Annotated in this window: 19 protein-coding genes; 12 read left to right on the forward strand and 7 right to left on the reverse strand. The window is 58.0% G+C overall.

Translation table 11 applies throughout. The features are described 5' to 3' along the window. Positions 1-163: 163 nt before the first annotated feature. From EPK99_RS01420 to EPK99_RS01475, 12 genes are all read left to right on the forward strand, one after another. The gene (locus EPK99_RS01420) at positions 164-1,033 is read left to right on the forward strand and encodes an SDR family oxidoreductase (protein ID WP_128440846.1); all 870 of its coding nucleotides are present in this window, start codon (positions 164-166) and stop codon (positions 1,031-1,033) included. Positions 1,034-1,067: 34 nt separating this feature from the next. Then, positions 1,068-1,541 (forward strand): SRPBCC family protein, encoded by a 474-nt coding sequence (locus EPK99_RS01425; protein ID WP_128440847.1) that lies wholly within the window; start codon positions 1,068-1,070, stop codon positions 1,539-1,541. 348 nt (positions 1,542-1,889) lie between these two features. Then, the gene (locus EPK99_RS01430; protein ID WP_128442114.1) at positions 1,890-2,141 is read left to right on the forward strand and encodes an efflux RND transporter permease subunit; all 252 of its coding nucleotides are present in this window, start codon (positions 1,890-1,892) and stop codon (positions 2,139-2,141) included. A gap of 35 nt (positions 2,142-2,176) precedes the next feature. Continuing rightward, positions 2,177-3,826, forward strand: a complete 1,650-nt coding sequence (locus EPK99_RS01435) for a hybrid sensor histidine kinase/response regulator (RefSeq protein ID WP_128440848.1) — start codon at positions 2,177-2,179, stop codon at positions 3,824-3,826. 569 nt (positions 3,827-4,395) lie between these two features. Further along, entirely contained in the window at positions 4,396-5,037 is a 642-nt protein-coding gene (locus tag EPK99_RS01440; RefSeq protein ID WP_205909030.1) for a LuxR C-terminal-related transcriptional regulator, read from the forward strand. A gap of 381 nt (positions 5,038-5,418) precedes the next feature. Next, positions 5,419-8,592 carry an autotransporter domain-containing protein gene (locus EPK99_RS01445; protein WP_164901660.1) on the forward strand — a complete coding sequence of 1,058 codons (3,174 nt, stop codon included), beginning with the start codon at positions 5,419-5,421 and terminating at the stop codon, positions 8,590-8,592. Further along, entirely contained in the window at positions 8,592-9,119 is a 528-nt protein-coding gene (locus EPK99_RS01450) for an invasion associated locus B family protein (RefSeq protein ID WP_128440851.1), read from the forward strand. The genes EPK99_RS01445 and EPK99_RS01450 overlap by 1 nt, the downstream gene beginning before the upstream one ends. Before the next feature lie 563 nt (positions 9,120-9,682). After that, positions 9,683-14,794 (forward strand): putative Ig domain-containing protein, encoded by a 5,112-nt coding sequence (locus tag EPK99_RS01455; RefSeq protein ID WP_205909031.1) that lies wholly within the window; start codon positions 9,683-9,685, stop codon positions 14,792-14,794. 314 nt (positions 14,795-15,108) lie between these two features. Further along, positions 15,109-15,516 carry a DUF2946 family protein gene (locus EPK99_RS01460; RefSeq protein ID WP_245455589.1) on the forward strand — a complete coding sequence of 136 codons (408 nt, stop codon included), beginning with the start codon at positions 15,109-15,111 and terminating at the stop codon, positions 15,514-15,516. Between the two features lie 83 nt (positions 15,517-15,599). After that, on the forward strand, positions 15,600-16,973 hold the full coding sequence (locus EPK99_RS01465; protein WP_128440854.1) for a PepSY-associated TM helix domain-containing protein: 1,374 nt from the start codon (positions 15,600-15,602) through the stop codon (positions 16,971-16,973). Between the two features lie 11 nt (positions 16,974-16,984). Next, positions 16,985-17,878, forward strand: a complete 894-nt coding sequence (locus tag EPK99_RS01470) for a copper uptake system-associated protein (protein ID WP_128440855.1) — start codon at positions 16,985-16,987, stop codon at positions 17,876-17,878. A gap of 2 nt (positions 17,879-17,880) precedes the next feature. After that, the gene (locus tag EPK99_RS01475) at positions 17,881-18,483 is read left to right on the forward strand and encodes an SCO family protein (RefSeq protein ID WP_128440856.1); all 603 of its coding nucleotides are present in this window, start codon (positions 17,881-17,883) and stop codon (positions 18,481-18,483) included. Positions 18,484-18,625: 142 nt separating this feature from the next. On the opposite strand, the gene EPK99_RS01480 is transcribed toward EPK99_RS01475, so the two are convergent. From EPK99_RS01480 to EPK99_RS01510, 7 genes are read right to left on the reverse strand one after another with little or no spacing between them, the layout of a single operon-like run. Next, positions 18,626-19,702 carry an ABC transporter ATP-binding protein gene (locus tag EPK99_RS01480; RefSeq protein ID WP_128440857.1) on the reverse strand — a complete coding sequence of 359 codons (1,077 nt, stop codon included), beginning with the start codon at positions 19,700-19,702 and terminating at the stop codon, positions 18,626-18,628. A gap of 55 nt (positions 19,703-19,757) precedes the next feature. Then, the gene (locus EPK99_RS01485) at positions 19,758-20,711 is read right to left on the reverse strand and encodes an SIS domain-containing protein (RefSeq protein WP_128440858.1); all 954 of its coding nucleotides are present in this window, start codon (positions 20,709-20,711) and stop codon (positions 19,758-19,760) included. 31 nt (positions 20,712-20,742) lie between these two features. Continuing rightward, positions 20,743-21,621, reverse strand: coding sequence for a carbohydrate ABC transporter permease (locus EPK99_RS01490; RefSeq protein WP_128440859.1), 879 nt, complete (start codon positions 21,619-21,621; stop codon positions 20,743-20,745). Then, positions 21,621-22,526, reverse strand: a complete 906-nt coding sequence (locus tag EPK99_RS01495) for a carbohydrate ABC transporter permease (RefSeq protein WP_128440860.1) — start codon at positions 22,524-22,526, stop codon at positions 21,621-21,623. The genes EPK99_RS01490 and EPK99_RS01495 overlap by 1 nt, the downstream gene beginning before the upstream one ends. Before the next feature lie 33 nt (positions 22,527-22,559). Next, entirely contained in the window at positions 22,560-23,831 is a 1,272-nt protein-coding gene (locus EPK99_RS01500) for an extracellular solute-binding protein (RefSeq protein WP_245455591.1), read from the reverse strand. 2 nt (positions 23,832-23,833) lie between these two features. Then, the gene (locus EPK99_RS01505; protein ID WP_128440862.1) at positions 23,834-24,814 is read right to left on the reverse strand and encodes an N-acetylglucosamine kinase; all 981 of its coding nucleotides are present in this window, start codon (positions 24,812-24,814) and stop codon (positions 23,834-23,836) included. Continuing rightward, a complete protein-coding gene (locus EPK99_RS01510) occupies positions 24,811-25,596 on the reverse strand; it encodes a DeoR/GlpR family DNA-binding transcription regulator (RefSeq protein WP_128440863.1) in 786 nt (261 codons plus the stop codon). Before EPK99_RS01510 ends, EPK99_RS01505 begins: the two co-directional genes overlap by 4 nt. Positions 25,597-25,609: the final 13 nt, after the last annotated feature.

Raw genomic sequence — 25,609 nt, forward strand, 5'->3', positions numbered from 1 at the left:
GTGGATAGAGACGACCCGCAACGAGATTGAAATCGAGAGGGGCGAAGGGATCATGATCGTTCGTTCCACCTGTGAGACGGCGCATCCAAATTAACGATCTATCGGGTCATCAATGAACCATCCATATTCCGGGTGTCAAGCAAACACACACGGAGTAAAACTCATGACCATTCTCGTTACCGGGGCCACCGGCAATATCGGCGGCCAAGTCATCCAGCACCTTGTCGACCGCGGCGCCGATGTGCGCGCCCTCGTCCGCGATCCTTCAAAGGCCAACTTTCCGGCAGGCGTGACCGTCGCAAAAGGTGACTTCCTCGACGTCGACTCGCTGTGCGCTGCCGTCGACGGTGTCTCTACGCTCTTCCTGCTGAACGCCGTCGCACCAGACGAATTCACCCAGGCTTTGATCACGCTGAATGTCGCCCGTGCGGCGGGCATCGACCGGATCGTCTATCTCTCAGTCATCCACCCGGACATCTACGTGAACGTACCGCACTTTGCCGGCAAGTTCGGCGTCGAGCGGATGATAGAACACATGGGCTTCAATGCCACCATCCTGCGTCCGGCCTACTTCATCCAGAACGATCTGACCATCAAGGACGTCATCACTGGCTACGGCGTCTATCCCATGCCCGTCGGGACCAAGGGCCTTGCCATGATCGACGTCCGTGATATCGCGGAGATCGCCGCCCTCGAGCTTCTGCGCCGTGAACAGGCCGCACAGCCGCTCCCGCTCACGCGCATCAACCTGGTCGGTCCCGACACCCTTACCGGGACTGACATTGCCGCCATTTGGTCGGACGTGCTCGCTCGCCAAATCAACTATGGCGGTGGCGATACTGCAGCCTTCGAGCAGAACCTCAGGCAATTCATGCCGACCTGGATGGCTTACGACATGCGCATGATGGGCGAGCGATTTTTGACCGATGGCATGCTGCCCGAGGGAGGCGATGTCGAGCGCCTGACCACGCTTCTCGGCCGTCCGCTGCGCTCCTATCGCGACTTCGCCTCGCAAACCGTGGCCGCTGCCTGAGGCGCTGACACAATTTCAAACAAGGACCATCATTATGATCTATTCGACCGCAACAGTCCCGGTGAATCCGGACGGCGAAACAAAACTCACCCGGGAGCAGGTCTGGAAGGGCCTGGAGCTGAAGGCGCGCGACGCGCGCCTGTTTCTCCCATCCGGCCTTTGCACGCGCTGCGACGTCGTCGAGGAAAGCACGACCCACTTCGTGCGCGAAGCAACCATTGCTGGCTCCGACATCAGGGAAATCATCACCCTTGAGCCGCAGAGCAAGGTCACCTTCTTCCAGGCCACCGGCCCACGCGAGGGGGCCATCATCAACGAGTTGTTCGAGGACGAAGCTGGCACGCTGCAGCTAAAGTTCTACTGCTATCTGGGCTTGCGCGGCAAGCAGCCGAATGGCCCGGAAGAACAGGCAGAACAGGCCCAGTTCGACGGCGACAAGGGCTACAAATCGGCCCTCCTGTCGACCCTGGAGCGGACCCGCGAACTGCTCGCCGAGGGCCGGCTCTGACTTCTGTGGCGAACAGGCGACTGCCTTCCATTCGAGGCAGTCGCGCTGGCCAATCGCTAAGACTGTCGTCACGACAGCGGCTGCTCAAGGTCGCGCCACACTCGCTTCATGGCTGGTCGCAACGTCAATTTTGAAAGCCGACATCCTCGGCCCGCTGCTCTGCCTGAAAACGAACATTGAGGACGGCCGCAACCCTGGCCCGGGAAGCGGCGTCGCACTCGCAGCTGCGTATCGTCAGAACACGCGAGGAATGACATCCGTTCGCCTCTCCAGTCCATTATCCTGTGCTTAAGCGAACCGGCAATGTGGATGACAATGCGCTTAAGCATCAGGTAGGCCCCATACCCTCTGCATCGTGCCGCCGGTCATCGCGAGGGTGCGAGCTCCGAGACGCAGAATGCCACTGGCACCGGGCTTTTCGGGGGAATGATCTCCGCCACCCTGTTTGCGATGCTGTTCGTTCCGGTCTTTTATGCGATCGTGATTGACGATCCCAAGTCCAAGGCAAAAGCGTTGAAGCAATCGCGTGCTAGTAGCCAATCGATCGGCACAGCGCCAATCGATATAAAATTTTTACCACCTCTGCGTACGAAGACATGATCGACTGTCGTAATTTAATGAAGAAAGAGTCTCGTATGACGAAGTCGGCACGTGCTGGGCAGGTGGAAGAGGATTATGATACGGAGAAGGCACAGGCGCTTGTCCGCATCATAATTGTCGCGGCCGCGATTATTTACGTGGTGCCAATGACAATACTTGGCGCAGCGCGAATTGAATTGCGAGAGCCCGTTCTGTTCATCTGCGGCTATTTCTTCCCGTTTTCGCTCGCTGCGTATTGGTGGATAATCAAGCGTCCCGGGGTAAACCGGCTGCGCCGCACTATAACGATCACACACGACCTTGGGGCGTTGACGTACACAATTGCACTCGGCGGTCCGGCCCTCCTGCCGCTCTTTGCCATCATATTGTGGGTGACGGTCGGAAACGGCCTTCGCTTTGGGCCTGCTTACCTGAAAGCATCTACCGCGACGTCGTTAGCCGGCATCGCCGCGATTACCTATTTCAATCCTTATTGGCGCGCAAACCCATTCATGGTCCTCACATTCGCGGCGACGACCCTCTTGGTACCCGCCTATATCTACGTGTTGCTGGGCCGGCTTCGTAAAGCCTACGAGGCGGCGCAGGAGGCGAGCTTGTCGAAGTCTCGGTTCCTCGCACAAGCGAGCCATGATCTACGCCAGCCGATCCATGCCATCAGCCTGTTCACTGCCTGCCTGCGTGATGCCAACTTGCAGCCCAAGGAACTGCAGATGGTTGAAAACATCGACCGGTCGCTGCAGAGCGTGTCGCGACTATTCAAATCGCTGCTGGATATTTCGACGCTCGACAGCGGTAGAGTCACGCCGAAGTACGAGAAGATCGCGATCGCGGAAGTGATTGAGGATGTGCTGCGCCAGAACTACGAAACCGCCCAGCTGAGCGGCGTTGAATTGCGCGTCGTAACCTGTAGCGCTATCGTTGAGGTAGACCGGGCTCTGTTTACTACGATGCTGCAAAACATCGTCAATAACGCCATCAAGTATGCCGCCGGCCGTATCATCCTCGTCGGCTGCCGGCGCCGCTTTGGGCGCCTTGCTGTCCAAGTCTACGATCAAGGCCCCGGTATTCCCGTCGAGCACCAAACGAAGGTATTCGAGGAGTTCTACCAGGTTCGCGAACGTGGTGACAAAGACGTTGAGGGCGTGGGTCTCGGCCTGCCAATCGTTCGGCGGCTGGGGCGCTTGCTCGATATTGAGGTGGATATGCGTTCGGTGCCAGGCAAAGGAACCTGCATGACGCTGGGGAACTTGCCGATCGTACGCAAGCAGGCCCGCTCCGAAATGAAAACGCTTGCAGGGCAGTCAACGACAGTCAGCGGGCTGCGGGTGCTTCTGGTGGAAGACGACGAGGCCGTGTTAGCCGCAACTGCCAGCCTGCTGCGCAAGTGGGGATGCGAGGTGCAGGCCGAACTGGCCATACCCGAAGAACTGGAGGAGTGCGATTTATTGATAACCGACTTCGATCTGGGCGGCGGCATCACCGGGACGGACTGCATTCGATCTATCCGCGAGCGGAGTGGCAAGGACGTCCCAGTTGTGGTTATGAGCGGCCATGATGAAGCGCGCGTCAGAGAAGACTTAGGCTCGGCAGACATCCCTATCCTGTCGAAGCCGGTCAGGCCGGCCGAGCTTCGATCGATCATCGTGGTCAAAGCGCTGGAAGCTCGCAAGATAATGGTAAACTGAGATTATCCGTGATCGGTGGGTCTGTTTTGATCACGCAGCGCAGCAAACCAGCCAGCCAGACGGCCCGATTAGCGCAGCTTCCCTGTGGCCGTAGCAGCGCCTGCCGCGAAAGCGCCGATAGTACATGTGAGCTAGTTCCTCTTATCGGCGCCAAGGGATACACGAACCTAGAACCATTCATGGGGTATCTGCTCGGATTTAAATTCGGAAAATATTGAGACGTTCAGTTCGATCGCCGGCATGTCGTTGTCTGCGTAAACGCTAATGCTGACGCCAATCTGACCGGACTAATCTCAAAAATGCCAGCCAGTATTTGCGTGCCTGGCAAGACGCCCGAGGAAGAAGTGCGTCACGCTCAAATAAGCCGTCGCCGAACATGTCGGAAGTTTGCCTTGAAAAAACAGGCGTAGTCAGGAAGTGGATTATGCAATGAACTGGCACTTGTTGAACAAATAACTTAATGACGTCAAGGCTGTAAGGCTGCCACATTGGTGGCGCTGCAGGCCGGCGACAATTGCGCAATATGATATTTAGCTTTACCGGATATGGCGCCCGAAAGGACAAATTCCTTGGGAACTGAGTGCATTATTATTGCAGACGATCACCCCGTATTTCGCGACGGCCTGTGCTCCCTGATTGAACGCCTTGTACCGGACGCTACTGTATTGGGTGTGGATTCCTACGAGGCAGCAGTGACGTTAGCGCGGGCAGAGCCCAAGCAACCCAGCATGTTCATACTCGATCTGTTTTTCTCGCGCACGAATATTCGCGAGGAACTTGAAGCTCTCAGGTATGAGTTCGATCGTTCCGCGATCGTCGTCGTTACTATGGCAGAGGATCGCGCAACGGTGCAGACGATCCTTGCCTATGGCATCAACGGGTTTATCAACAAGTCCGTCTCGCCGCAGGAGTTGACCGACGCGCTCCTAGCGGTGCGCCAGGGAGAAGTGGTCGTCCGCCTGCCCGCCAATGATTACGCCGGCAATGGCAAAGTGATTCAACTAAGCGAGCGTCAGGCCGAAGTCCTGAATCTCGTCGCGGCCGGAAAGACGAATAAAGAAATTGCTGCGGCTCTGTCTATATCGCCGTTCACCGTCCGCATCCATGTCTCGGCAATGATGCGGGCACTTGGTGTTTCTTCGCGTGCCGCAGCTGTGACCAAAGGCATTAGTGAGGGCTTGGTCAATGTTGACCTTGGGCAGCTAGAATAGGCGCTGTCCGAGTATCTACACCTAACGCAGGGTATGCCTATGGCACCCGGAGCAGGCTAGTGCATGCGGCGCTCAATAGCGCCCTCATCCCTTTTTAGCTCGCATCCGCTCCGCTTGTACCCGACATCTATCCTCACCCCAAGGCGGGTCACAGCCGGACGCAATTTACAATTCAGCAGAATATTAGACGATCCTCATAACAATTCCCGTTGTAGTTATGCGGCAAACGCAATGCGCGCATAGCACACCTGCACTAATGGCCTCGTTATGGCATATGTGCTTAATGCGACATGGAAAATGCCAAAACGCAAAAAGGGCGGTATCGTTATTTATTATAACTGTATTGCCCTTGCAACTGTTAATGCAATACGGGGCTATACAATGATCAAGAATTCCAGCGATAAGCTTAAGATTTCAAGTTCAAAAAATCCAACTTTAACATATGATTTTTTCTCAAGATTGTCTAAGTCGCTGGTATTTCGGTCTATCACTGTAACGGCAGTTGTTTCATGTGGCGATGTCAGCTTAGCTCAGGACGTAGTGTTAGATAGCGGGCAAACAACATGGACAAACGATACGCTTATCAATGACGATCTTTATGTCGGCTACAGCAACAAGGACGTTGGGCTGACCATTGCCGATGGCGCCAAAGTGTATAGCACAAACGGCTACTTAGGCTATAGGAATGGCAGCTCGGGGACGGTCACTGTTACTGGCCCAGGTTCTTCCTGGATCATTCCGCGAGCCAATTATGTGCTTGCCAATAATATTTATATTAGTCGCGACGGAGCGCTCAATATTGAGAATGGCGGTTCTGTCGACTCAAAATATTTCACCTTCAGCGGCGCGACGTCTTTGAAGGTCACTGGAAATGGGTCCACGCTTACAGGTGATGATGTTTCTGGTCCGGTCAACGTTACCATCGACAATGGCGGTACGGTTAAAACAGTAGACGCAACACTCGACGCTGTTGCGTTTGGCTCAAATGACAGCATTTCTACCCTTGTCATCCGCGGTGCCGGTTCGAAGTGGACAAGCACCGGCACCTTTACAGTCGGATCCAACGCGAGCATCGAAGATGGCGGAGCTATTGTAGCGCAGGATGCGGAAATCGGCATCAGCGGGAGCTTTCAAAATTTTGTCGTTACGGGTTCCAATTCCCGTATGGATGTCAATGGCACATTGACGATTGGCGGTAGCGCTTCCAACGCAAATGTGTCTGTTGCCGATGGCGCAAATCTGAATGTGCAAAATGGCATCATCATGGAGTCCGGCGGTAATCTGACCATTGGTGGAAAAATTGATAGCTGGAATTTAAATCACGTTCCCACCGGTCAGGCTCCGGCAGCGGCCGGCACTGTCAATTCCAGCGCGGTGATTTCTTTTGGGAAATCGGAAGGCGCATATCTGAATTTCAACCATACGCAGTCTGGATATGTATTTGGCGCCACTTTGACCGGCGACGGCAATATCAAGTCGATGTCGGGCGAGACGATTCTAACAGGCGACCTGAGCAAGTTTGACGCTACCGACAATCTTGGCGGAATCATTGTTGATGGTGGCAGTACACTTGTCTTGGCCAGCAATTTAGGCACGGGCGTTACAAATTACGACAATGTCTTCGCATGGGAGACAAATATTCAGGTCCAGAACGGCACCTTTAACGTCAAGGCGGACACAGGCGCTATCCGGAAGAACTTCCTTGGAAGCGAATATTTTTCGTCAAACATTGACGTTTGGGGAGATCGTAATGTTGGCAACGCGTTCGGACGGCTGATCGGATCTGGAGCGGTCGGCGACGTCACGCTTGAAAAGGGCGCGCTGATTTCACCCGGAAACTCTGACAATGCTATTGGCACGTTCACGGTCAACGGGGACCTTATTTTAGGAGAAGGCTCCGCTTATGATGTCGATATCGCCGGAAGCGGCGCCAGCGACAAAATCATCGTAAAAACCTTGAAGACAAGGACCGGGACCGATGCCCAGAACAATCCCACTTATGTCGATGCCGCTGGCAGAACTTTCATAGATAATAACGTGTCCGTACAGGTCACGGCTCTCGATGCTGCGACCAGCTACCAGAACGGCCAGACCTATACGATCCTGTCATCGGCGGGTGGGATCCAGGGGCAATTCGCTCAAGCGATTTCGAAGTCGGCCTTTCTGGATGTCGCATTGGCCCAAACGTCGAATCAAGTTGATCTGACAATCGCAGTCAAGGATACAGGCACGCCCAACCCTGGAACCCCCAATCCGGGCAATCCTGATCCAGGCACCCCCAATCCCGGCAACCCCGATCCAGGCACCCCGAACCCGGGCAACCCTGATCCGGGCACGCCGAATCCAGGCAACCCAGATCCTGGAACACCCAATCCCGGCAACCCTGATCCGGGCACACCATCGACGGGGCTCTTCGATTCGGTCGCCGTCACCAAGAACCAACGAAATGTTGCCCGGGCTTTGAATACATTGGAGCAAAGCGGCCAATCGCTTGCCCTCTATAACAGCCTGCTGCCTTTGAGTGCAGAAGAAGCACGTCATGCGTTCGAGTCGCTTTCAGGCGAAGTGCATGCCTCTGCGATGAACGCATTGATGACAAGCAGCACGCTTGTGCGTGATGCGGTCAACGACCGGATTCGCGCATCGTTCGACACTGTCGGCGCGCGCCCGGTTTCTGTCCTGGCCTATGCGGAGGGTGACGAAAGATTCGGCACCAAAGGCGATGACATCCCACTGTACACGGCCTGGGGACAAGGCTTTGGCCGATGGAACGACATCGATGGCAATGACAACACTGCCGACTTGAATTCATCGACCGGTGGTTTCGTTGGAGGCTTCGATGTTCCCGTCTCCGCGGACTGGAGGCTGGGTATCCTCGGGGGCTACAGCCGATCCAGCTTCGATTCGAACGATCGCTCATCCTCGGGCAATAGCGATAACTATCATCTCGGCATGTATGCTGGCGCACAGTACGGTGAGTTGTCCTTCCGGTCGGGCTTGACCTACACTTGGCATCAGGTATCGACCAGCAGGTCGGTTGCGTTCCCTGGCTTTACGGACCAACTCAAGGCGGACTACGACGCTCAAAGCTTCCAGGCTTTTGGCGAACTCGGCTACCGTATCGATGTCAGTTCAATTGCTTTCGAGCCGTTTGCCAACCTCACGCACGTCAACATCCAGAGAGACGGCTTCAATGAGCGAGGTGGCATCGCGGCCCTGACGAGCTCAAGCGAAAGCCTGGACACGACGTTGACCACACTCGGCCTTCGTGCGTCCTCCGATTTCATGTTGGGCGGCTACATTGCACGGGCCCGAGGAATGCTCGGTTGGCAGCATGCCTTTGGCGACACCGACCCGTCCGCTCGATTGGGATTTGCCGGCAGCGAGAGCTATGTCGTTTCCGGCACTTCGCTAACAAAGGATGCGGCTGTTGTTGAGCTCGGGCTTGATGTTGCGATTAGCGATACAGCCACAATCGGGATTGGTTATTCCGGCGAATTTGGCAACAACGAAACCGCAAATAGCGTCAACGCAAAGCTGGACGTCCGTTTCTGATGAAAAGCGTGATGGTTCTTGCAATCATGGTGGCCGCGAATTTCGCGTCCACCATGGCTTTCTCCCAGGACAGCAACAATGCGTCCAGCACTCCGTCTTCGCTTTCGGAAACCTATGAAGACTGGACGGTTGCTTGCTCAAAGCGCAACGAAAAACGCACCTGCTCTATCTATCAGCGGCAAGTGCAACAAAACGGGCAGCAGGTTCTTGGTATTGAACTCACACCAACAGCTGACAGAGCAATAAAGGGCTCTCTCATTCTGCCATTCGGGCTCAATCTGGATAAGGGAGTCGCATTTGCGATTGACGATACCCCACCCGGCAAGTCTTCGCGGTTCAGCACATGCCTTCCGGTCGGATGCCTGGTATCCCTCGCATTTGCGGACAAGGCAGCTATGGCAATCAGAAGCGGTAAATCCTTGAAACTTGTTGCTTATGCCTATGATGGCGGCGCGGAAGTTCCATTTACCGTATCTTTGAAGGGGTTGGCAGGCGGACTGGACAGAATCGAGGTGCTGCTAAAGTGAGGGCAGCGCAGTAAAATGACATAGCTCGAAGGGATTATCCTCACGGTAGCCGGCGCATCTAAGATAGTCGGCGACCTCGGCCAATTGTCACGGATGCATACAACCAAATCGGGAATAGTTGGAAATTCTGGTCAGAGGAAGAGACGGCTTCCGCTGGGCCGATTGGTATGTCTTCGGACACAATTGACGCCGATAGACAAAATGCCCAACCCATTATTTTCACACAATAATATTTTGGCAATCCGCCCATATTTCGATGCAATTTCGCCACAGTTCGCATCTTTCTGATGATCGTCTTTGAATGAAGATTGCGCAGATAAGCACTATTAATGCAAAACCTTAGATAGAAATAACTTTAACCGCGTTGCGATTCGTCGGGCAATTTTCTCTGAGGCATTGGCATGGCTTTTCAATCTGTCCGGAAAGTCTCCGAGGTCGCTCGATACGTTCAATACGCAATTGCTGTAGCGTTTCTGTATCTGCTGATCCCAGCATTCGGGGTTCAGGCGGCAACTTCGCCTTATTGTACGAATTTGAGCGCGAATGTTACCCAGGGTAGCTCTGTGGTCATCGACGTTTCGAACTGCGACGGCCCAATCGGTCTGGGTATCGGCTGGAACGGTGCTCAGCCAGCGCATGGTACGATCGTGATTGGCAATCAGACGGGGCCGCAGGGCATGCAATCCGTCACCTACACCCCAAACTCCAACAATACCGCTACTAGCGACAGCTTCCCGCTGGAGGATGAGAACGGTGATGTCTTTACTGTCAACATAACCATCACCCCGGCGACATCGGCCAGCATCGCGGTTTCTCCGTCCAGCGCGAACGAAGACAGCGGCGCGACCTTTACCTATACGGTGACGCTCAGCCAGACCAGCAATTCGGCGACCACGGTGAACCTCACCCGCAGCGGCACCGCCACCAGCGGCACGGACTACACCGGCGCGGTCAGCAGCATCGTGGTGCCCGCCAACACCACTACCGCCAGCTTCGTCGTCACCCCGGTCGCCGACGCTGCGGTGGAGGCGGACGAGACCGTGGTCATCAGCGTGGCCAGCGGCAGCGGCTACTCTATCGGCAATCCATCCAGCGCGACTGCGACCATCCTCAACGACGATGCACCCAGCGCCTCAATCGCGGTGTCTCCATCCAGCGTGGCCGAGGATGGCGCCACCAACCTGATTTACACCGTCACCCTGAGCCAGGCGCCGGTGACGGCGGTGTCGGTCGCCTTCAACGTGGGCGGCACCGCCACCTCGGGTAGCGACTACGCAGCGGTGAGTTCGCCGCTGGTGATCGCCGCCGGCCAGACCAGCGGCACCATCACCATCAATCCGACCGCCGATTCCGCCGTCGAAGCGGATGAAACCGTGATATTGACCCTCGCGGCGGGCAGCGGTTACAGTGTGGGTTCACCGAACAGCGCGACCGGCACCATTCTCAACGACGACCAACCGTCACTGACGATCAACGACGTGAGCATCACCGAAGGCAATGCCGGCACCAGTACCGCCACCTTTACCGTCTCGCTCAACCAGCCGGCCGGCGCCGGCGGAGTTAGCTTCGATATCGCCACCGCCGACGGCACCGCGACGGCGGGCGTGGACTATGTGGCTTCGAGCCTCAGCAGGACCATCGCCGCCGGCAGCAGCAGCGCGACCTTCACCGTGCTGATCAACGGCGACACGCTCAACGAGCCGAACGAAACCTTCTTCGTCAACGTCAGCAACGTCACCGGCGCGACCGTGGCCGATGCACAGGGCCAGGGCACGATCGTCAACGACGACAGCGCGCCCTCGCTGGCGATCGACGACGTCAGCGTCAACGAAGGCAATAGCGGCACCACCACGGCCACCTTCACGGTAAGCCTGAGCGCGGCCAGCGGCCAGACCGTCTCGGTCAGCTACGCCACTGTCGACGGCACCGCCTCCGCCGGCAGCGACTATGTCGCGCGCTCCGGTACGCTGACCTTCGCGCCGGGCATCACCGCGCAAGGCGTGGCGGTGACCGTCAATGGCGACACTTCGGTCGAACCAAACGAGACCTTCAGCGTCGGTCTGTCCGGCGCCAGCAATGCGAGCATCGCCACCGGCACCGGCACCGGCACCGGCACCGGCACCGGCACCGGCACAATCAATAACGACGATGCCGTGGTCACGGTCGGTCCGACAACGCTGCCATCGGCGACCGCAGCCAGCGCCTACAACCAGACCCTGACCGCCAGCGGCGGCACCTCGCCTTACGCCTTCCTAGTCAGCGCAGGTGCGTTGCCGTCCGGCTTGACCTTGAGCTCAGCCGGCGTGCTGTCCGGTACTCCTACCGCCAGCGGCAGCTTCAACTTCACCGCGACCGCCACCGACAGCGGCGGCAGCCCTACCAGCGGCAGCCGCGCCTACACACTTGCCGTGGCTGGACCGACAGTTGACCTCCCCGCCACCACCTTGACCGGAGGCGTCACAGGCCAGGCTTATGCGGCCTCCATCAATCCGGCGACCGGCGGCATCGCGCCATATACCTACACACTCGGCAACGGCGCATTGCCGGCCGGTATCGTGGTCGACAGCGCCAGCGGCGCGCTCAGTGGTACGCCGACGGCGGCGGGCACATTTAATTTCACACTGACCGCGACGGACAGCACTGCCGGCACCCCGTCGCAGGCAAGCCGCAGTTACTCCCTGACGGTCGGCCAGCCTAGCCTTTCCATCTCTCCGCCGACACTGGATGCCGCCGTCATCGGAAGCCCCTACAGCAAGGTACTGGTAGGCAGCGGCGGCACGGCGCCTTACAGCTTCGTGCTCGGCAGTGGTGCTCTTCCGGCCGGCTTGACACTGGCAGGTAACGGAACGCTATCCGGGACGCCCACCGCAAACGGCAACTTTTCCTTTGATGCGACCGTCACGGACGCATACGGCGCCACGGCATCGAAAAGCTATACGCTTGCAGTCAACGCCCTGCCCTCTCTGAGTATCGGGGATATTTCGGTCAACGAGGGCAGCAGCGGCACCTCTATTGCAAACCTCACGGTCGAGTTAAGCACGGCAAGTGGTCAAACTGTTACCGTGAACTATGCTACGGCAGACGGAACGGCATCCGCCGGTTCGGATTACGTCGCGGCAAGCGGTGCGCTGACATTCGCGCCGGGCGTAACAACGCGCACAATCGCGGTGAGCATTAACAGCGACACCAATCCTGAAGCGAGCGAGACATTTTCCGTTGCATTGTCGGGGGCAGTTAATGCAACCATAGCGCGGGCCACCGGCACTGCAACCATTGTGGATGACGATGCCCCTGTGACAGTTGGACCGGCGTCGCTGTCTGCCGCCACAGTCAATGCACCCTATAGCCAGAGCTTGACCGCAACAGGCGGGACAGCTCCCTATACATATGGTGTGACGACAGGGTCACTCCCGGTCGGCCTGACGCTCAGTTCCGCCGGTGCACTGTCTGGCACTCCAACGACCACGGGAAGCTTCAGTTTCACTGCCAGCGCGACAGATAGCAGTACGCCTCCGAGCACGGCTTCTCGCAGCTATAGTATAGCGGTGTCAGGTCCGGTCATGACCTTGCCGGCCACTACCCTGGCAGACGCAGTCACCGGCCAGGCCTATTCGGCTGCCATTACCCCGGCGACAGGTGGAACCGCGCCATACACATATGCCGTCAGCGCTGGCACTTTACCTGCCGGGATTATCCTTAACAGTGCGGACGGCTCCCTCTCTGGTACGCCCACCGCCTCCGGCACATTCACGTTCACCCTGACGGCGACCGACAGCACCGGCGGCACCGCGTCGCAGGCAAGCCGGAGTTACTCCCTGGCGGTTGGTACACCTAGCCTTTCCGTCTCTCCGCCGACACTGGACGCAGCCGTCAACGGACGCGCCTACAGCAAAGTGCTAGCCGGCAGCGGCGGTACCGCGCCTTACACCTTCTTGCTCGGCAGTGGTTCTCTTCCGGCCGGCTTGACATTGACAAGCAACGGCGCCCTATCCGGAACGCCGTCCGTCAACGGCAGCTTTTCTTTCAACGTAACGGTCACAGACACACACGGAGCGACAGGATCGCAAAGCTACACGCTCGAGGTAAAAGCACCTGTCGGTTTCGTATTCTCGCCCTCCGGCGGCGCTCTTCCTGAGGCGATGATCGGCGAAGCTTACAGTGCCAACATCTCCGCCACGGGTGGCACGGGAGCCTTGATTTACAGCTTGGCCTCGGGAACGATGCCCGATGGGCTTGTTCTGAATATTTCGACGGGTCAATTGAATGGCCCTCTTTCCGAAGCCGCCAAGTCTGGCGAGTATTCGTTTTCCATTGGGGTACGGGATTCGAATGGGAATACGGGATCGGCCAGTTACGTCGTGAAAGTCATCGAACGTACGGTTACTGTCACTAACAAGGTTGTCGATGTGCCGGCCGGAACAGTTCCACCGAATGTCTACCTCAATCGCGGTGCCACAGGCGGTCCATTTGTTGATGCCGACGTGATCGCAGTCGAACCGGCAAACGCCGGAAGCATCCAGATTATCAGAGGCGAGGTTGCCCAGGTCGGTCCCGTTACTCCCGTCGGCTTTTATCTTAAGTTTATTCCAAACCCTGCATTCTCCGGACAGGTTAACGTCGGCTACAGATTGATCAGTGCACTTGGTGTTTCCAACCAAGGTCTGGTGACATATAACGTGGGACTAAATGCCGCCGCAGTTGCTGAAGATATCGATACCCTTGTGCACGGCTTCGTGCAAACGCGTCAAAATCTCATTGCCTCTACGATTAACGTGCCGGGCCTTCTTGAACGCCGGCGAATGGAAGAGGCGACCGATCCGGTCACGCTTCGTATGAATCCCGATGCCGAAGGCATGACGGCGAGCTTTTCGACAAGCCTTGTTCAATTGCAAGGTGCTCGCGATAATGCTGATGGTCTGAAGAGTGGAGCATCTTCGCCATTCAATATTTGGCTCGAAGGAACAATGATCTTTCATAACCGCGATGAGAACGGGGGCAAGTGGGGGAACTTTTCGATGCTGTCGACGGGTGCCGACTATCTTCTTTCAGACAAAGCGCTCGTCGGTATCTCATTCCATTACGACCACATGACAGATCCCACAGAAGAAGACGCGGAGCTTACAGGTAACGGATGGCTGGCAGGCCCCTACGCATCGTTCGAAATCGGAAAGGGCGTGTTCTTCGACACCAGCCTGCTATACGGCGGATCTTCGAACGATATTGACACGGCTTTTTTTGACGGAACATTCGACACAAGCCGATGGTTGTTCGATAGCGCGATCAAGGGCCAATGGGACATTGATGACGCAACAATTCTCACTCCCAAGCTGCGAGCGATGTACATCAACGAGAAAGTCGATGATTACAGCGTTTCCAATAGCGGGGGCGATATCGTCGATCTTGCCGGCTTCACCGAAGAGCAGTTACGCGTGAGCCTGGGAGCGGAAATCAAGCGCGAATATAAACTGCAAAACGGCGCAAGCCTCACACCGAGCCTCGGCCTTACCGCAGGCTATGCTGGTCTCGATGGTGACGGCTTGTTCGGATCGCTGGCGGCGGGCATATCGCTCTCCACCGACACAGCCTGGACGTTCGAGGCGGGAGTGCTCTTCAACATTGAGGGGGACGGCCAGCAATCGACCGGTGCAAAAATAAGCGCCCGCAGTCAGTTCTGACAGAGGACAAGCTGCGCTTGGGATGAATTTACGGCGATGCCATCATCATTTTGGTGGCGCGTCAGATTGAGCCACGGCTGTACGCGCACGGCGCGCTTCTTGACGGACAGGCGTAGCCAGAAATAAATCAAGACGTTGAACGGAATTAGCGGCTTTTGCCCTACCCTCGGCGCTTTGGCTCCATCCATAACCCTTTGTTGCTTGCTGCGGTGACATTGCTGGCGGTGCGGCGTTTTGTTCACCGAGCGAACAAATTGCCGCGTTGAGAATGGCCGCGGATGACGCTATGTGTTTATGGAACACGGAGTGGGTACTTGAGCCGGTTGTGGAAAATTGAGACATGGATCGTTCAGGCGCTCAGCGTCCTGGCAATCCTGTGTCTCGGCTTTGCGCATCAGCCGCCTTCGCTCGGAATCGATGACGCACGCGCCTCGGATTTTGCCGACTACGTTCTTCCCGACGGCACTCTACCGACCCTATGCCTGACCTCGGCTGAGAACGACAGCAAAGGATCGTCCGGCCACAAGTTCCATTCGCAAGGGTGCGAGGTGTGCCGTATCGGCGCCGCGATCTTGTTGCCGGCCCCAACTGACGTAAGCGGAATATTGGTTGCCTTTGTCGCTTCTGCCGATTTACCGCCGCGGACCGAAGCCATTCATCGCCAGATCTATCCGCCGAACACCGGACCCCGCGCTCCTCCCATCGATCCGATCATGACCTGAACAGCGTTGCGGCAGGCGCCGTGGCGCATGCTGTAACGATGACCGGCTTGCAGAAGCTCCGGTCATGGATCTGGATCGAACACATGTCTTCCATCACCTCTGCTCAACCAGCGGACGCCGCCGCCACAGGCGTCTCGCTCTATCGCGCCATCTGGCGCTGGCATTTCTTCGCGGGGCTCCTCGTCATCCCCTTCATGGTCAATCTGGCAGTTACAGGATCGCTCTATCTGTTCAAGGACGAGATCAACAACACCTTCTTCGGCTACCGGTACATCGTGCAGCAAGGTGCGCAACCGCTCGATCCAGAGACGCTCGTGAATGCGGCCGTCGCCGCCGTTCCGGGATCGACCGCCACGTCGTACAAGGATCAGGCATCCCCCGATCGCTCTGTCATTGTCACCGTATCGCGAGACAAAACGTCAACGCTTGTCTTCCTGAACCCCTATGACGGCAAGGTGCTGGACACGGTCGGCGCAGAGCAGGAGTTCAACTATGTCGTCAAGCGGATCCATAGCCTTGCCTGGTTCGGAGACTTCACCAACAAGCTGATCGAGATCACGGCCGGCTTTGCCATGGTTCTCGTCGCCACCGGTATCTTTCTCTGGTGGCCTCGCCGGCAGACAGGCGGCGTCGTCACCGTCAGAGGCACACCTTCCCGCCGCATATTTTGGCGCGACCTCCACGCGGTGACTGGAGCGTTCGCTGGCATTCTGATCTTCTTCCTCGCGCTCACCGGCATGCCTTGGTCAGGTTACTGGGGTGCGAACGTCAATTCTTGGCTTGGCAGTCACGGCCTCGGTTACCCCACCCAGCTCTGGGACAACGTCCCGAAGTCGCAGAAGGTGTCGTCGGACATCCTTCCCAAAGTCGGCTGGACCGTCGAGAAGGCACCCGTGCCGCTCTCGGACATTGCCGCCGCACAGTCGAAGAAGCCGGTCGGACTGGATGTCGCAGTGGACACTGCGAAGGCTTCGGGGATCAGGCCCGGCTTCGACGTCGCTTTGCCTTCCGACGCATCAGGCGTCTATTCGGCAGCGATCTATCCGGACGATGTCGCCGGACAGAGGATGATCCACATCGACCAGTATTCCGGCAAGCCGCTCGTGGATCTTTCCTACAGCCAGTATCCCATCTTCGGAAAGACCATTGAATGGGGCATCAGCGTGCATCAAGGGCAGCAGTACGGTCGCATCAACCAGTTCCTGATGCTCGCCACCTGCCTGACCATCATCCTGTCATGTGTCACCGGCCTCGTCATGTGGTGGAAGCGGCGTCCCGCAGGACGGGTCGGCGTACCGCCCATGCCGCCGAAACCATCCGTCTATATCGGCCTCTGGATCATCGCGGTGATCTTCGCGCTGGCCTTCCCGCTGACCGGCCTGGCCATCCTTGCCATGGTACTCGTCGATCAGTTGGTGATCCGGTTCGTGCCCCCGCTCAAACGCGCATTCGCCTAAGGAGAACGGACATGAAGACGATCATTTATCTTCTCGCCGCCCTTCTTTCGTCGGCCATATCGGCCGCGGCTGATGGAATTCGCGTCGAGCACGCGGCGTCTCATTCCATGGTTCCCGGCGCCAAGGTTGGGGACGGCTACCTCGTCATCACCAACGATGGAGGAGAGGCGGACCGCCTGATTTCCGCAGCCTCTCCGCGTGCGGCCAACGTCCAGCTTCATAAGATGACGACGTCGAACGGGGTCATGATCATGCGGGACGTAAAGGACGGGCTTCCGATCCCGCCGCATTCGACGGTCAACCTGGAGCCCGATTACCACCTCATGTTCAACGGCGTCGAACATCCTTTTAAACAGGGTGAAAAAATTGAGGCGACGCTGACTTTTGAAAAGGCTGGAGTCGTCGCGGTCAGTTTTGCTGTCGGGCGAATTGCCGGGCCTCTGGATAGCAGCGATCCGCAACCCCATGCCATGAACATGCCGGGCATGGATATGCACGCCATGCAACAGCCGATGCAGGAAGATCCCGCCAAGGCGATCCCCGACGTCCTGAAAGCGATGTTCGAGGTTCCAGAAAAGCCGCTCGCGATCGATCCGGTCGTCGTCGAAAGTGATTGGGCCGTTGCCGGCTGGCAGCAGGACGGCCGCGGCGGACGTGTTCTTCTTCGAAGTTCGGATCATGGCTGGCAGGTTCATGCTCTTGGGGGCGAGTCCCTGCGGACGGCGCCAGGGCTCGAGACTGGCGGAGTGCCCGCACAGACGGCCGGGCAGCTCGCGGCCAAACTGTCGGACGCCGAGGCGGCACTAAACATGGAGGCGGTGAAGGCTCTTGGAAGCTTCGAGGGCATGGTCATGCTTGCCACCAGCACTGCGGAAGCGGGTCACACTAATCACGAAGGCCACTAGCCATGAAGCAGAAAACGCTCCTGGCCATAGCCGCTTCCGGCAGCGGCCTGTTTGTGGCTGCTCTCGTGGCCCTGATGGTTTCCGTCTATATGGATACTCCCAGAGCCGCGCCTTTCAACGCCGACTTCTCCCTGCTCGACGACCGCGGCCGGCCGGTCGACAAGTCCGTATTCAAGGGGAGACCCTCTCTCGTCTACTTCGGTTACACGCACTGCCCGCAGGCCTGCCCGACGACGCTGCTGGAGGTATCGGAATGGCTGAACGCACTCGGGGAAGACGGCAGGCCCCTTAGGGCCTTGTTCTTCTCCATCGATCCAGAGCGCGACACTCAAGCGGTGATGCACCAGTACGTCAATGCCTTCGGCGACCGGATCACGGGTGTTACGGGAAGCCTCAACGACATCAGGAAGGTGTCTCAAGGCTGGTTTATTCATGCAGAAAAGGAACCGTCGGAGAACGGCGACTATCACATGAACCACACGGTAGACCTGCTGCTCATCGGAGCGGACGGGCGGCTGAAAGGACTTATTCCCTATGGCTCCGATCGCGACGAAGCGCTCGCGAAAATCCGCGAGGTCCTGCTCGATCATCGATCCGGTGCCTGAAATTGGAGTTGGTTTGCGTCATGTGGTGCTCCCAAGAAACATGGGCAATCACCTCTCCGGTGGCCTGAGGCAACAACCCGGCCACCGCTCAGCACAGCAATGGTGACAGGACTTCGCTGCACTTATTTCACTGATCTAAGAGCTATCCGATTCTACCTCCGTCCGACTTACGGAAGACGTGAATATCGTTCTGGCGCGCCACCAAACGGATCTGCGCCGGCGCCGTCTGGGCCAATCGATCCCGAACGGCGACCGTGACGTTCTGAGTGCCGACCTTCCCATAAAGATGGGTCTCAGCACCAGTCGGTTCGACAAGAACAAGGTCGAACGACAAGGCTTGGCCATTTTCGGGATTCGCGACTTCGAAATGCTCCGGCCGAATGCCGACCACGACCTCGCTATGATCAGAGATTTCGATACTGCTTGGCAAGGGGAGCAGAGCATCAGCGACTCGCACGAAACAGCCGTTATTGTGCCGCTGCACGACGCCTTCGAATAAATTCATCGCGGGGGAGCCGATGAAGGTGGCGACGAAGAGGTTTGCCGGACGATCATAAAGCTCCAGGGGCGAGCCGACCTGCTCGATTCGCCCCTTGTTGAGGATGACGATCCGATCGGACATGGTCATCGCTTCCATCTGGTCATGGGTAACATAGATGGACGTGGTGCCAAGCCGTCTCTGGAGTGCCCGGATCTCGACGCGCATCTGGACTCGCAGCTTGGCATCGAGATTGGAGAGCGGCTCGTCGAACAGAAACACCTGCGGCCGCCGGACGATGGCGCGGCCCATTGCGACGCGCTGACGCTGCCCGCCGGAAAGCGCCCTTGGCAGACGGTCGAGATAGGGCGTCAGGTTGAGCATCTCGGCAACCTCGCCGACCGCCGTCTTGATCTGCGCCTTCTCGACATTCCGCAGCTTCAGGCTGAAGCCCATATTCTCGGCGACGGTCAGATGCGGATAGAGAGCATAGTTCTGGAACACCATGGCCATGTCGCGGTTCTTCGGCTCGACATCATTGATGACCCGACCGTTGAGTGAGATCGTCCCGCCACTGATATCTTCAAGTCCTGCGATCATCCGCAACAATGTGGATTTGCCGCAGCCAGATTCACCGATCAGCGATACAAACTCGCCGTCTTGGACGCTGAGGTCCAGACCATGAATCACGTCTACTATCCCGTAGTTCTTCTTAAGGCCGGATATCGTCAGGTTCGCCATTGAGAAATTCCAGTTCGAAGGGAATTGGACCGGCCGCAGCCGATCCTCAGAGCGCTCAAGCCAGGACAACGACCTTCGTCAGATGGCGCGGCGCGGTTGTATCTAGCTTCTTCGATCCGGCGATCCTTTCGCCGAAGACTTGCAGGGCCGGCAGAATTTCCGGGATGCGGGCGAGACCCTTGCCCGCAACCGGGATGGACAAGTCCCCCGGCCCGCCAAGACCGATCACCTTGCCGCCCTTCGCCTGGATCTCGCTTGCAAGCTTGCTCTCTTCGGCAAGCGTGTCTTCGCTGTAGAGCAGCACGACCAGTGAGCGCTCGTCGATGAGGCTTATCGGACCGTGCCTGTATTCCATCGGATGGAAGGTCTGCGCATAGCTCAGGCTCATTTCCTGCAGCTTCAACGCACCCTCTGACGCAATGCCGTAAAGCGCGCCCGCGCCGAGATAGACGAAGTGTTCCCGTCCGGCGATGAACTCGGGCTCGATACCGCTGAGAACTTTCAGCGGAGCTTCGGCTGCTTTGGTGATCGCACCGTCAAGCACGTCGTCTGCCATGCGAAGGCCGGCAATCAGCATCAGGCTTGCCGATGAGGTCATCACAACGCCCTCGTCGGCATGTGTCGGCAGATAGACGGTTTCGGCTGCGGCGCGGACGATCGAGCTGTCCTTTTCGCACGTCACGGCGATGGTCCGAAGGCCAGCGGCCCGGCTGGCATCGACTGCCTGCACGGTCTCGGTGGACTCGCCGCTGCGGGATAGCGCGACAACGCAAATGTCGTCCAGCTTCGAGACATAGCTCGAGGGGCGGCGCGCCCATTCTCCGCCAGGGACTGCAAGCGCATTGCGGCCGTTCTGATTGAAGGCGGAAGCGATGGTCTGGGCCAGATAATAGGAGGTGCCGCAGCCAACTACTACGACAAGGGGTGCGTCGATTACCGGCAGATCAGCGCTGAGCGCTCCCGTCCAGAACGGAAACTGTTCGTGGATGACGCGTTCGGTCACATTCATGACTGTATTCCTAGCTGTTTGAGACATGTGATTATTTGGTCGCGCCGGCCATCAGGCCGCTGACCAGGAAGCGGTTGAGAAACAGGACGACCAGAACCGGCGGAATGATCGCGACGATGCCTGCAGCATTGATCAGGCCGTAATCCACATAGTTGCGACCGACGAATTCCGGGATCAGCACGGTCAGCGGCTTGGTCGCCAGAGTTGGCGAAAACACCAGCGGCACGAGAAACTGACCCCATGCATTCAGAAAGGTGATGATCGCCGCAGCGATCAGGCCGGGCGCCGCGAGCGGCATCACGATACGCACCAGGGTGTAGACTTTGCTGGCACCATCGAGCCATGCTGCCTCTTCAAGCGAAAGCGGCATGGCCTGATAAACGCTGCGCATCAGCCAAAGAGCGAGCGGCAGGAAAGCAGAGACATAGATAAGGCTGACGCCGAGATATGTATCGACAAGTTTCAGCGAGATCATCAGCCGGTAAAGCGGGATCATCACGGTATAGGCGGGAATAGCCAGGGTAGCGACCACGAGAACGAAGATCATATCGCGACCTGGAAACCGCAATCGCACAAAGGCATAGGCGCTGAAGGCCGCGATGACGACGGTCAGCACCGTGGCGACGACAGAAGTGATCAGGCTGTTGAGCAGCGCGGCCGAAAACTGCGGCCAGACCGACTGGACCTCATTGCCCTGTGACATGCTGGTACTGCCGAAGAGCCGGGCATAATGCTCCAGCGTCACATGGGTCGGCCAGAAGTGCGGAGTGGCGGACACGAGGTCCGTCGGCGAGGTCAGGCTGGTAACGACCGACCAGTAGATCGGCCCCAACGACCAGACGAGCAGGACGACGACCGCCAGCACGATGCCGAGCTTGCCGCTGATGAATTTCAGGCTGCGCGACGACATCAGTCGAACCTCGTTTCGCGATAGACTTTGAGCACGTAGACAAGCGACACCAGAAGCGAGGCCAGCATGGCCATAAGCGACAGCGCCATACCGAGCGAAAACTTCATGTTCTGGAATGCGAACATGTAGACCTGGATCATCACGGTGCGGGTATCCAGGCTCGATCCGCTGAGAATCCACGCTTCGTCAAAGAGGTTGAAGGCGAATACCGTCGACTGGCTGAGCGCGATCGCCAGGCCGCTGGCGATCAGCGGCAAGGTGATCAGCCGGAAGGATTTGAATGCGCCTGCACCATCCAACTTGGCGGCCTGGTAGAGATCCTCAGGAATGCTCTGCAGCGCGGCGAGAAGGATGATCGCGGTAAGCGGCATCATGCGCCATACATGCACGATCGTGACGAGGAAAAGCGCAAGCTTCGGATCGTTAAAAAACACGACCGGTGCGGACGTTAGGCCAGCAGCCTGAAGAATGCCGTTCAGAAGGCCATAACTTGGATTGTAGATCCACAACCAGACGACTGCATTGACGACCGGCGGCAGGCACCAAGGCAGGACAACCGCTGCGAGAAGCCAGCGGCGGCCATATTTGATCTTGTTGAGAAGCAGGGCGGCAGCAAGGCCGCCAAGCGTCTCAAGAACGACAGCCATCATCACATAATAAAAGGTATTGACCCAGGAACGCCGAACCGAGGTGTCCTGCAAGAGATCGGCATAGTTGCCAAGTCCGGTAAAGGGCGTGCCCGGCCGCATCAGGTTGATGCGATAGAAGCTGTCCACGATCGTCGACAACAGCGGAAAGACGACCAGGCCGCCCATGATGACAATCACGGGAATGACAAGGGCCAGCCCCAGGTTGACCTCGCCGTAGCGGCGGCGAGGTCCTTTTTGTGACAACGTTGCGGTCATGGCCTTGATTCCAGCTATCCTATTCCTGGGTGGTTATTCCTGGGAGGCCGTCTTTGCAGCCTCGGCAACCTGCTGCACTGCCTGATCGACAGTCAGTTGCCCCTTGGCCGCTTGGTTGATGGCGGAGGCGACGGCTGCGGAAAACTCCGGATACCAACCCGGCGTACCCTGGGCAAAAAGCGGCTCGACAGCCGCCGCCTGGGCAAGCAGGACGTCGCCATCCTTCAATCCGCCCTTTGCGTTCAGTTGCTTGAGCACGCTCAATCGCGGTGGCAGATTGCCGAGCGCGTTGAAGCTGCCGATCTCGGTTTCCGGTTCCAGCATCCAGTTGATGAAGGCGGCAGCCGCCTTGCTGTTAGCGGATGCAGCCGGAATGCCGATCGCTTCGGGCAGGCCGATCGTGCGGGTGGAGCCTGTCGTCGATGGCATCAGCGCCGCTGCAACGTCGTTGGCGACCTGCGACTTGGAAGCGTCGGCATAAACGGCAAGATTGCCCGCCCATCCGGCAACATCGAAGCTGATCTTGCCGCTTTTGAACAATTCCTGCACTTCGACATCCTTGAGGCCCGTCATCGCAGGATCGATAAGACCGTCTTTCAGCGCCTGGATCTCGAAACTCAGCGCCTTGTAGCCGCCCGATTGCGGATCGACGAACATCGGCTTGAAATCCTTGTCGAACAGATCGCCGCCAAAGGCCTTGGTCAGTAGATACCATGTCGTGGACGTTCCTTCGGTCGCCGACAACGGCAGACCGATCGGGTAGGTGGCGATCTTCGCCTCCTTGATCGCCTTGGCAGCCTTGAGAAGTTCGTCAGGCGTCTTCGGCGGCGTCTTGATGCCGGCTTTTTCAAGCTGCGTCTTGTTGTAGATCAGTACGCGAAAATCGTTGTTGTACGGCACCGCAAGCAGCTTGCCATCATAGGTGAAGATCTTCGCCGTCGGTGCATCAGCCACCGCATCGGCGGTCACCAAGCCATCCAGCGGCTGATACCATTTCGAAGCGCCGAACTGGCCAACCCAGGACCAGTCCACCTCAGTCGCGTCCCCTGGCGCCGTGTTGGCGACGGTCGAAGTTACGATTTTGGTATGGATGTCGTCCCAGCCGAGCGTCTGCGTATCGAGTATGATGCCGGTCTTTGCTGTAAAGCCATCCGTCATCTCCTTGGGCAGCGTGCCCCAGGGCGGGAGGAGGACCGAAAGGTGCTGTCCGGCCAGAGGTTTTGCGTCTTCGGCTAATGCTAGACCGGCTGTCCCGACCTGCAGCAGCAGTACCGTCGCAATCGTCATGTTCAGATGTTTTTTCATCATTATTCCCCTTTTCGTTGCGTTTTGGATTGAGCAAAGTTTTGCAAGGAAGCACTTAGGCGTCCGACAAACCCGGTATCGACGTCCCAGCCTGCCAGCCGCGCGGCATGCACGAGGGCGCCGCCGACCGGTGGAAGGATCGGATCGACCGGGGCCGTGCCGACACGCCGGCATACGCCGTCGAGAATGGAAGAGCTGCTGAATACTCCCCCCGCATAGCTCCATGCCGGGTGCTGGCCCTCCGGATAGGACAAGAGCCGTTCTGCCGCAGCGACATGGCGTGCGAGATGGTCGCAGGCGCGATTGATGATATCCCGAGCCGGGGAAGAGCCAGATTCGGCCATGGCGGCCGTCAGCGATGAAATACCGGCAATAGCGGTTCGCCGATTGCCGATCGAATAGACCCAGTCGATTAGACCATCCGCTGAAATGGAAAGCACCCGAAGCAACTCATGAGCGAACACATCCGCCTCGGGAAGCCTGCCATCCAGTGCCTGGCTGGCGATTGCCAGGCTTTCTCGTCCAATCCAATAGGCGCTTCCTTCGTCGCCAAAGGCATCACCCCAGCCACCGATGCGGTAATGCCGGTCATTGGGACCGTTAAGGCTTGCCCAGGCCATCGAACCCGTTCCCGCCAGAAGCAGAATTCCGCCTCCGGTAGCAAACGCGCCATCGAAAGCAATACGCACGTCGTTTTCAACGGCAACCTTGGAATGAGGAAGCAAGCTAACCGCCACCTCCTCTTGCATCGTTGTGAACCGCTCGATTTCGTCGTGGAAGGAGAGACCGAGAACAGCTGCGGCAGGCGCACCAAACCCGTTCGAGGCCTGCCCGAGCTGGCGGGACAAGAGGGCCGGCCAGTCATGCGCGGCAGTCGGGTCGAGGCTGGGGCCCCGCACGATCTCGACCACCTCACCGCTCCGATCCGCAAGCGCGGTCAAGGTCTTGGTGCCGCCACCGTCGAGACCCAGAACATAGCTCATCCTTGCCGCCCCTGCTGTAGTGGCACTTCGGTCAAAGGGCAGGACAGGTTCTTCAGGCGCGCTCGCCACTCGGCCGGCAAATTGCTGTCCGTGAAGACCTGCAGGTCGGCGCCCAGAGGCTCCACACGATAGGTCAGCCGGTGGCCGAACTTGGAGGAATCGACCAAAAGCGACTTGTTCGCCGAGCGCGACAGCATAAGCTGGTTCACGCGGGCTTCATGCTCATCGAGACTGTAGATACAGCCGTCTTCGGCAATCGCTCCGCCCCCCAGAAACAGCTGATCGATCCACAGTCGTTCCAGTGTGCTTTCGGCGATTGGTCCGACCATCGAGGCGTTTTCAGGCCGCAACTGGCCGCCGATCAGAGTGATCCTCAAATCGCGCACATCCATCAGGACTTGCGCAACCGTGACGCAATTGGTGAAGATCGACAGCGGCATAGGGTCGAGCCGCAGACGCCGTGCCAGTTGCAGAACCGTTGTACCAGCGTCGAGGAAAACCGTGCTTTTCGGCACAAGCTGTTCGAAGGCAGCATCGGCGATCGCGCGCTTGGCGGCGAGATTGGCCTGTTCGCGCAATTCGAAGGCGATTTCGGTTCCAACCGTGTCCGCGATGCGGGCGCCGCCATGGGTACGCACGATGGCACCTTCCGCCTCAAGCGTCAGAAGATCGCGCCTGACCGTCGGCAAGGACGCTCCGACCGCATCGGCGATCGACTGGATATGGCTGAATCCATGGCTGTAGAGGTGCTGCCTAATGGCAGAGAGCCGATCATCCTTCATGCGCTCATTCCCC

This window comes from Neorhizobium lilium (assembly GCF_004053875.1).
GTDB classification, from domain to species: domain Bacteria; phylum Pseudomonadota; class Alphaproteobacteria; order Rhizobiales; family Rhizobiaceae; genus Neorhizobium; species Neorhizobium lilii.

Bases quoted from the DNA above. Each gene is read 5' to 3' on its own strand.
- EPK99_RS01420 (WP_128440846.1), top strand. From the start codon at position 164: ATGACCATTCTCGTTACCGGGGCCACCGGCAATATCGGCGGCCAAGTC.
- EPK99_RS01425 (WP_128440847.1), top strand. From the start codon at position 1,068: ATGATCTATTCGACCGCAACAGTCCCGGTGAATCCGGACGGCGAAACA.
- EPK99_RS01435 (WP_128440848.1), top strand. From the start codon at position 2,177: ATGACGAAGTCGGCACGTGCTGGGCAGGTGGAAGAGGATTATGATACG.
- EPK99_RS01445 (WP_164901660.1), top strand. From the start codon at position 5,419: ATGATCAAGAATTCCAGCGATAAGCTTAAGATTTCAAGTTCAAAAAAT.
- EPK99_RS01450 (WP_128440851.1), top strand. From the start codon at position 8,592: ATGAAAAGCGTGATGGTTCTTGCAATCATGGTGGCCGCGAATTTCGCG.
- EPK99_RS01465 (WP_128440854.1), top strand. From the start codon at position 15,600: ATGTCTTCCATCACCTCTGCTCAACCAGCGGACGCCGCCGCCACAGGC.
- EPK99_RS01470 (WP_128440855.1), top strand. From the start codon at position 16,985: ATGAAGACGATCATTTATCTTCTCGCCGCCCTTCTTTCGTCGGCCATA.
- EPK99_RS01475 (WP_128440856.1), top strand. From the start codon at position 17,881: ATGAAGCAGAAAACGCTCCTGGCCATAGCCGCTTCCGGCAGCGGCCTG.
- EPK99_RS01480 (WP_128440857.1), bottom strand. From the start codon at position 19,702: ATGGCGAACCTGACGATATCCGGCCTTAAGAAGAACTACGGGATAGTA.
- EPK99_RS01485 (WP_128440858.1), bottom strand. From the start codon at position 20,711: ATGAATGTGACCGAACGCGTCATCCACGAACAGTTTCCGTTCTGGACG.
- EPK99_RS01490 (WP_128440859.1), bottom strand. From the start codon at position 21,621: ATGTCGTCGCGCAGCCTGAAATTCATCAGCGGCAAGCTCGGCATCGTG.
- EPK99_RS01495 (WP_128440860.1), bottom strand. From the start codon at position 22,526: ATGACCGCAACGTTGTCACAAAAAGGACCTCGCCGCCGCTACGGCGAG.
- EPK99_RS01500 (WP_245455591.1), bottom strand. From the start codon at position 23,831: ATGAAAAAACATCTGAACATGACGATTGCGACGGTACTGCTGCTGCAG.
- EPK99_RS01505 (WP_128440862.1), bottom strand. From the start codon at position 24,814: ATGAGCTATGTTCTGGGTCTCGACGGTGGCGGCACCAAGACCTTGACC.
- EPK99_RS01510 (WP_128440863.1), bottom strand. From the start codon at position 25,596: ATGAAGGATGATCGGCTCTCTGCCATTAGGCAGCACCTCTACAGCCAT.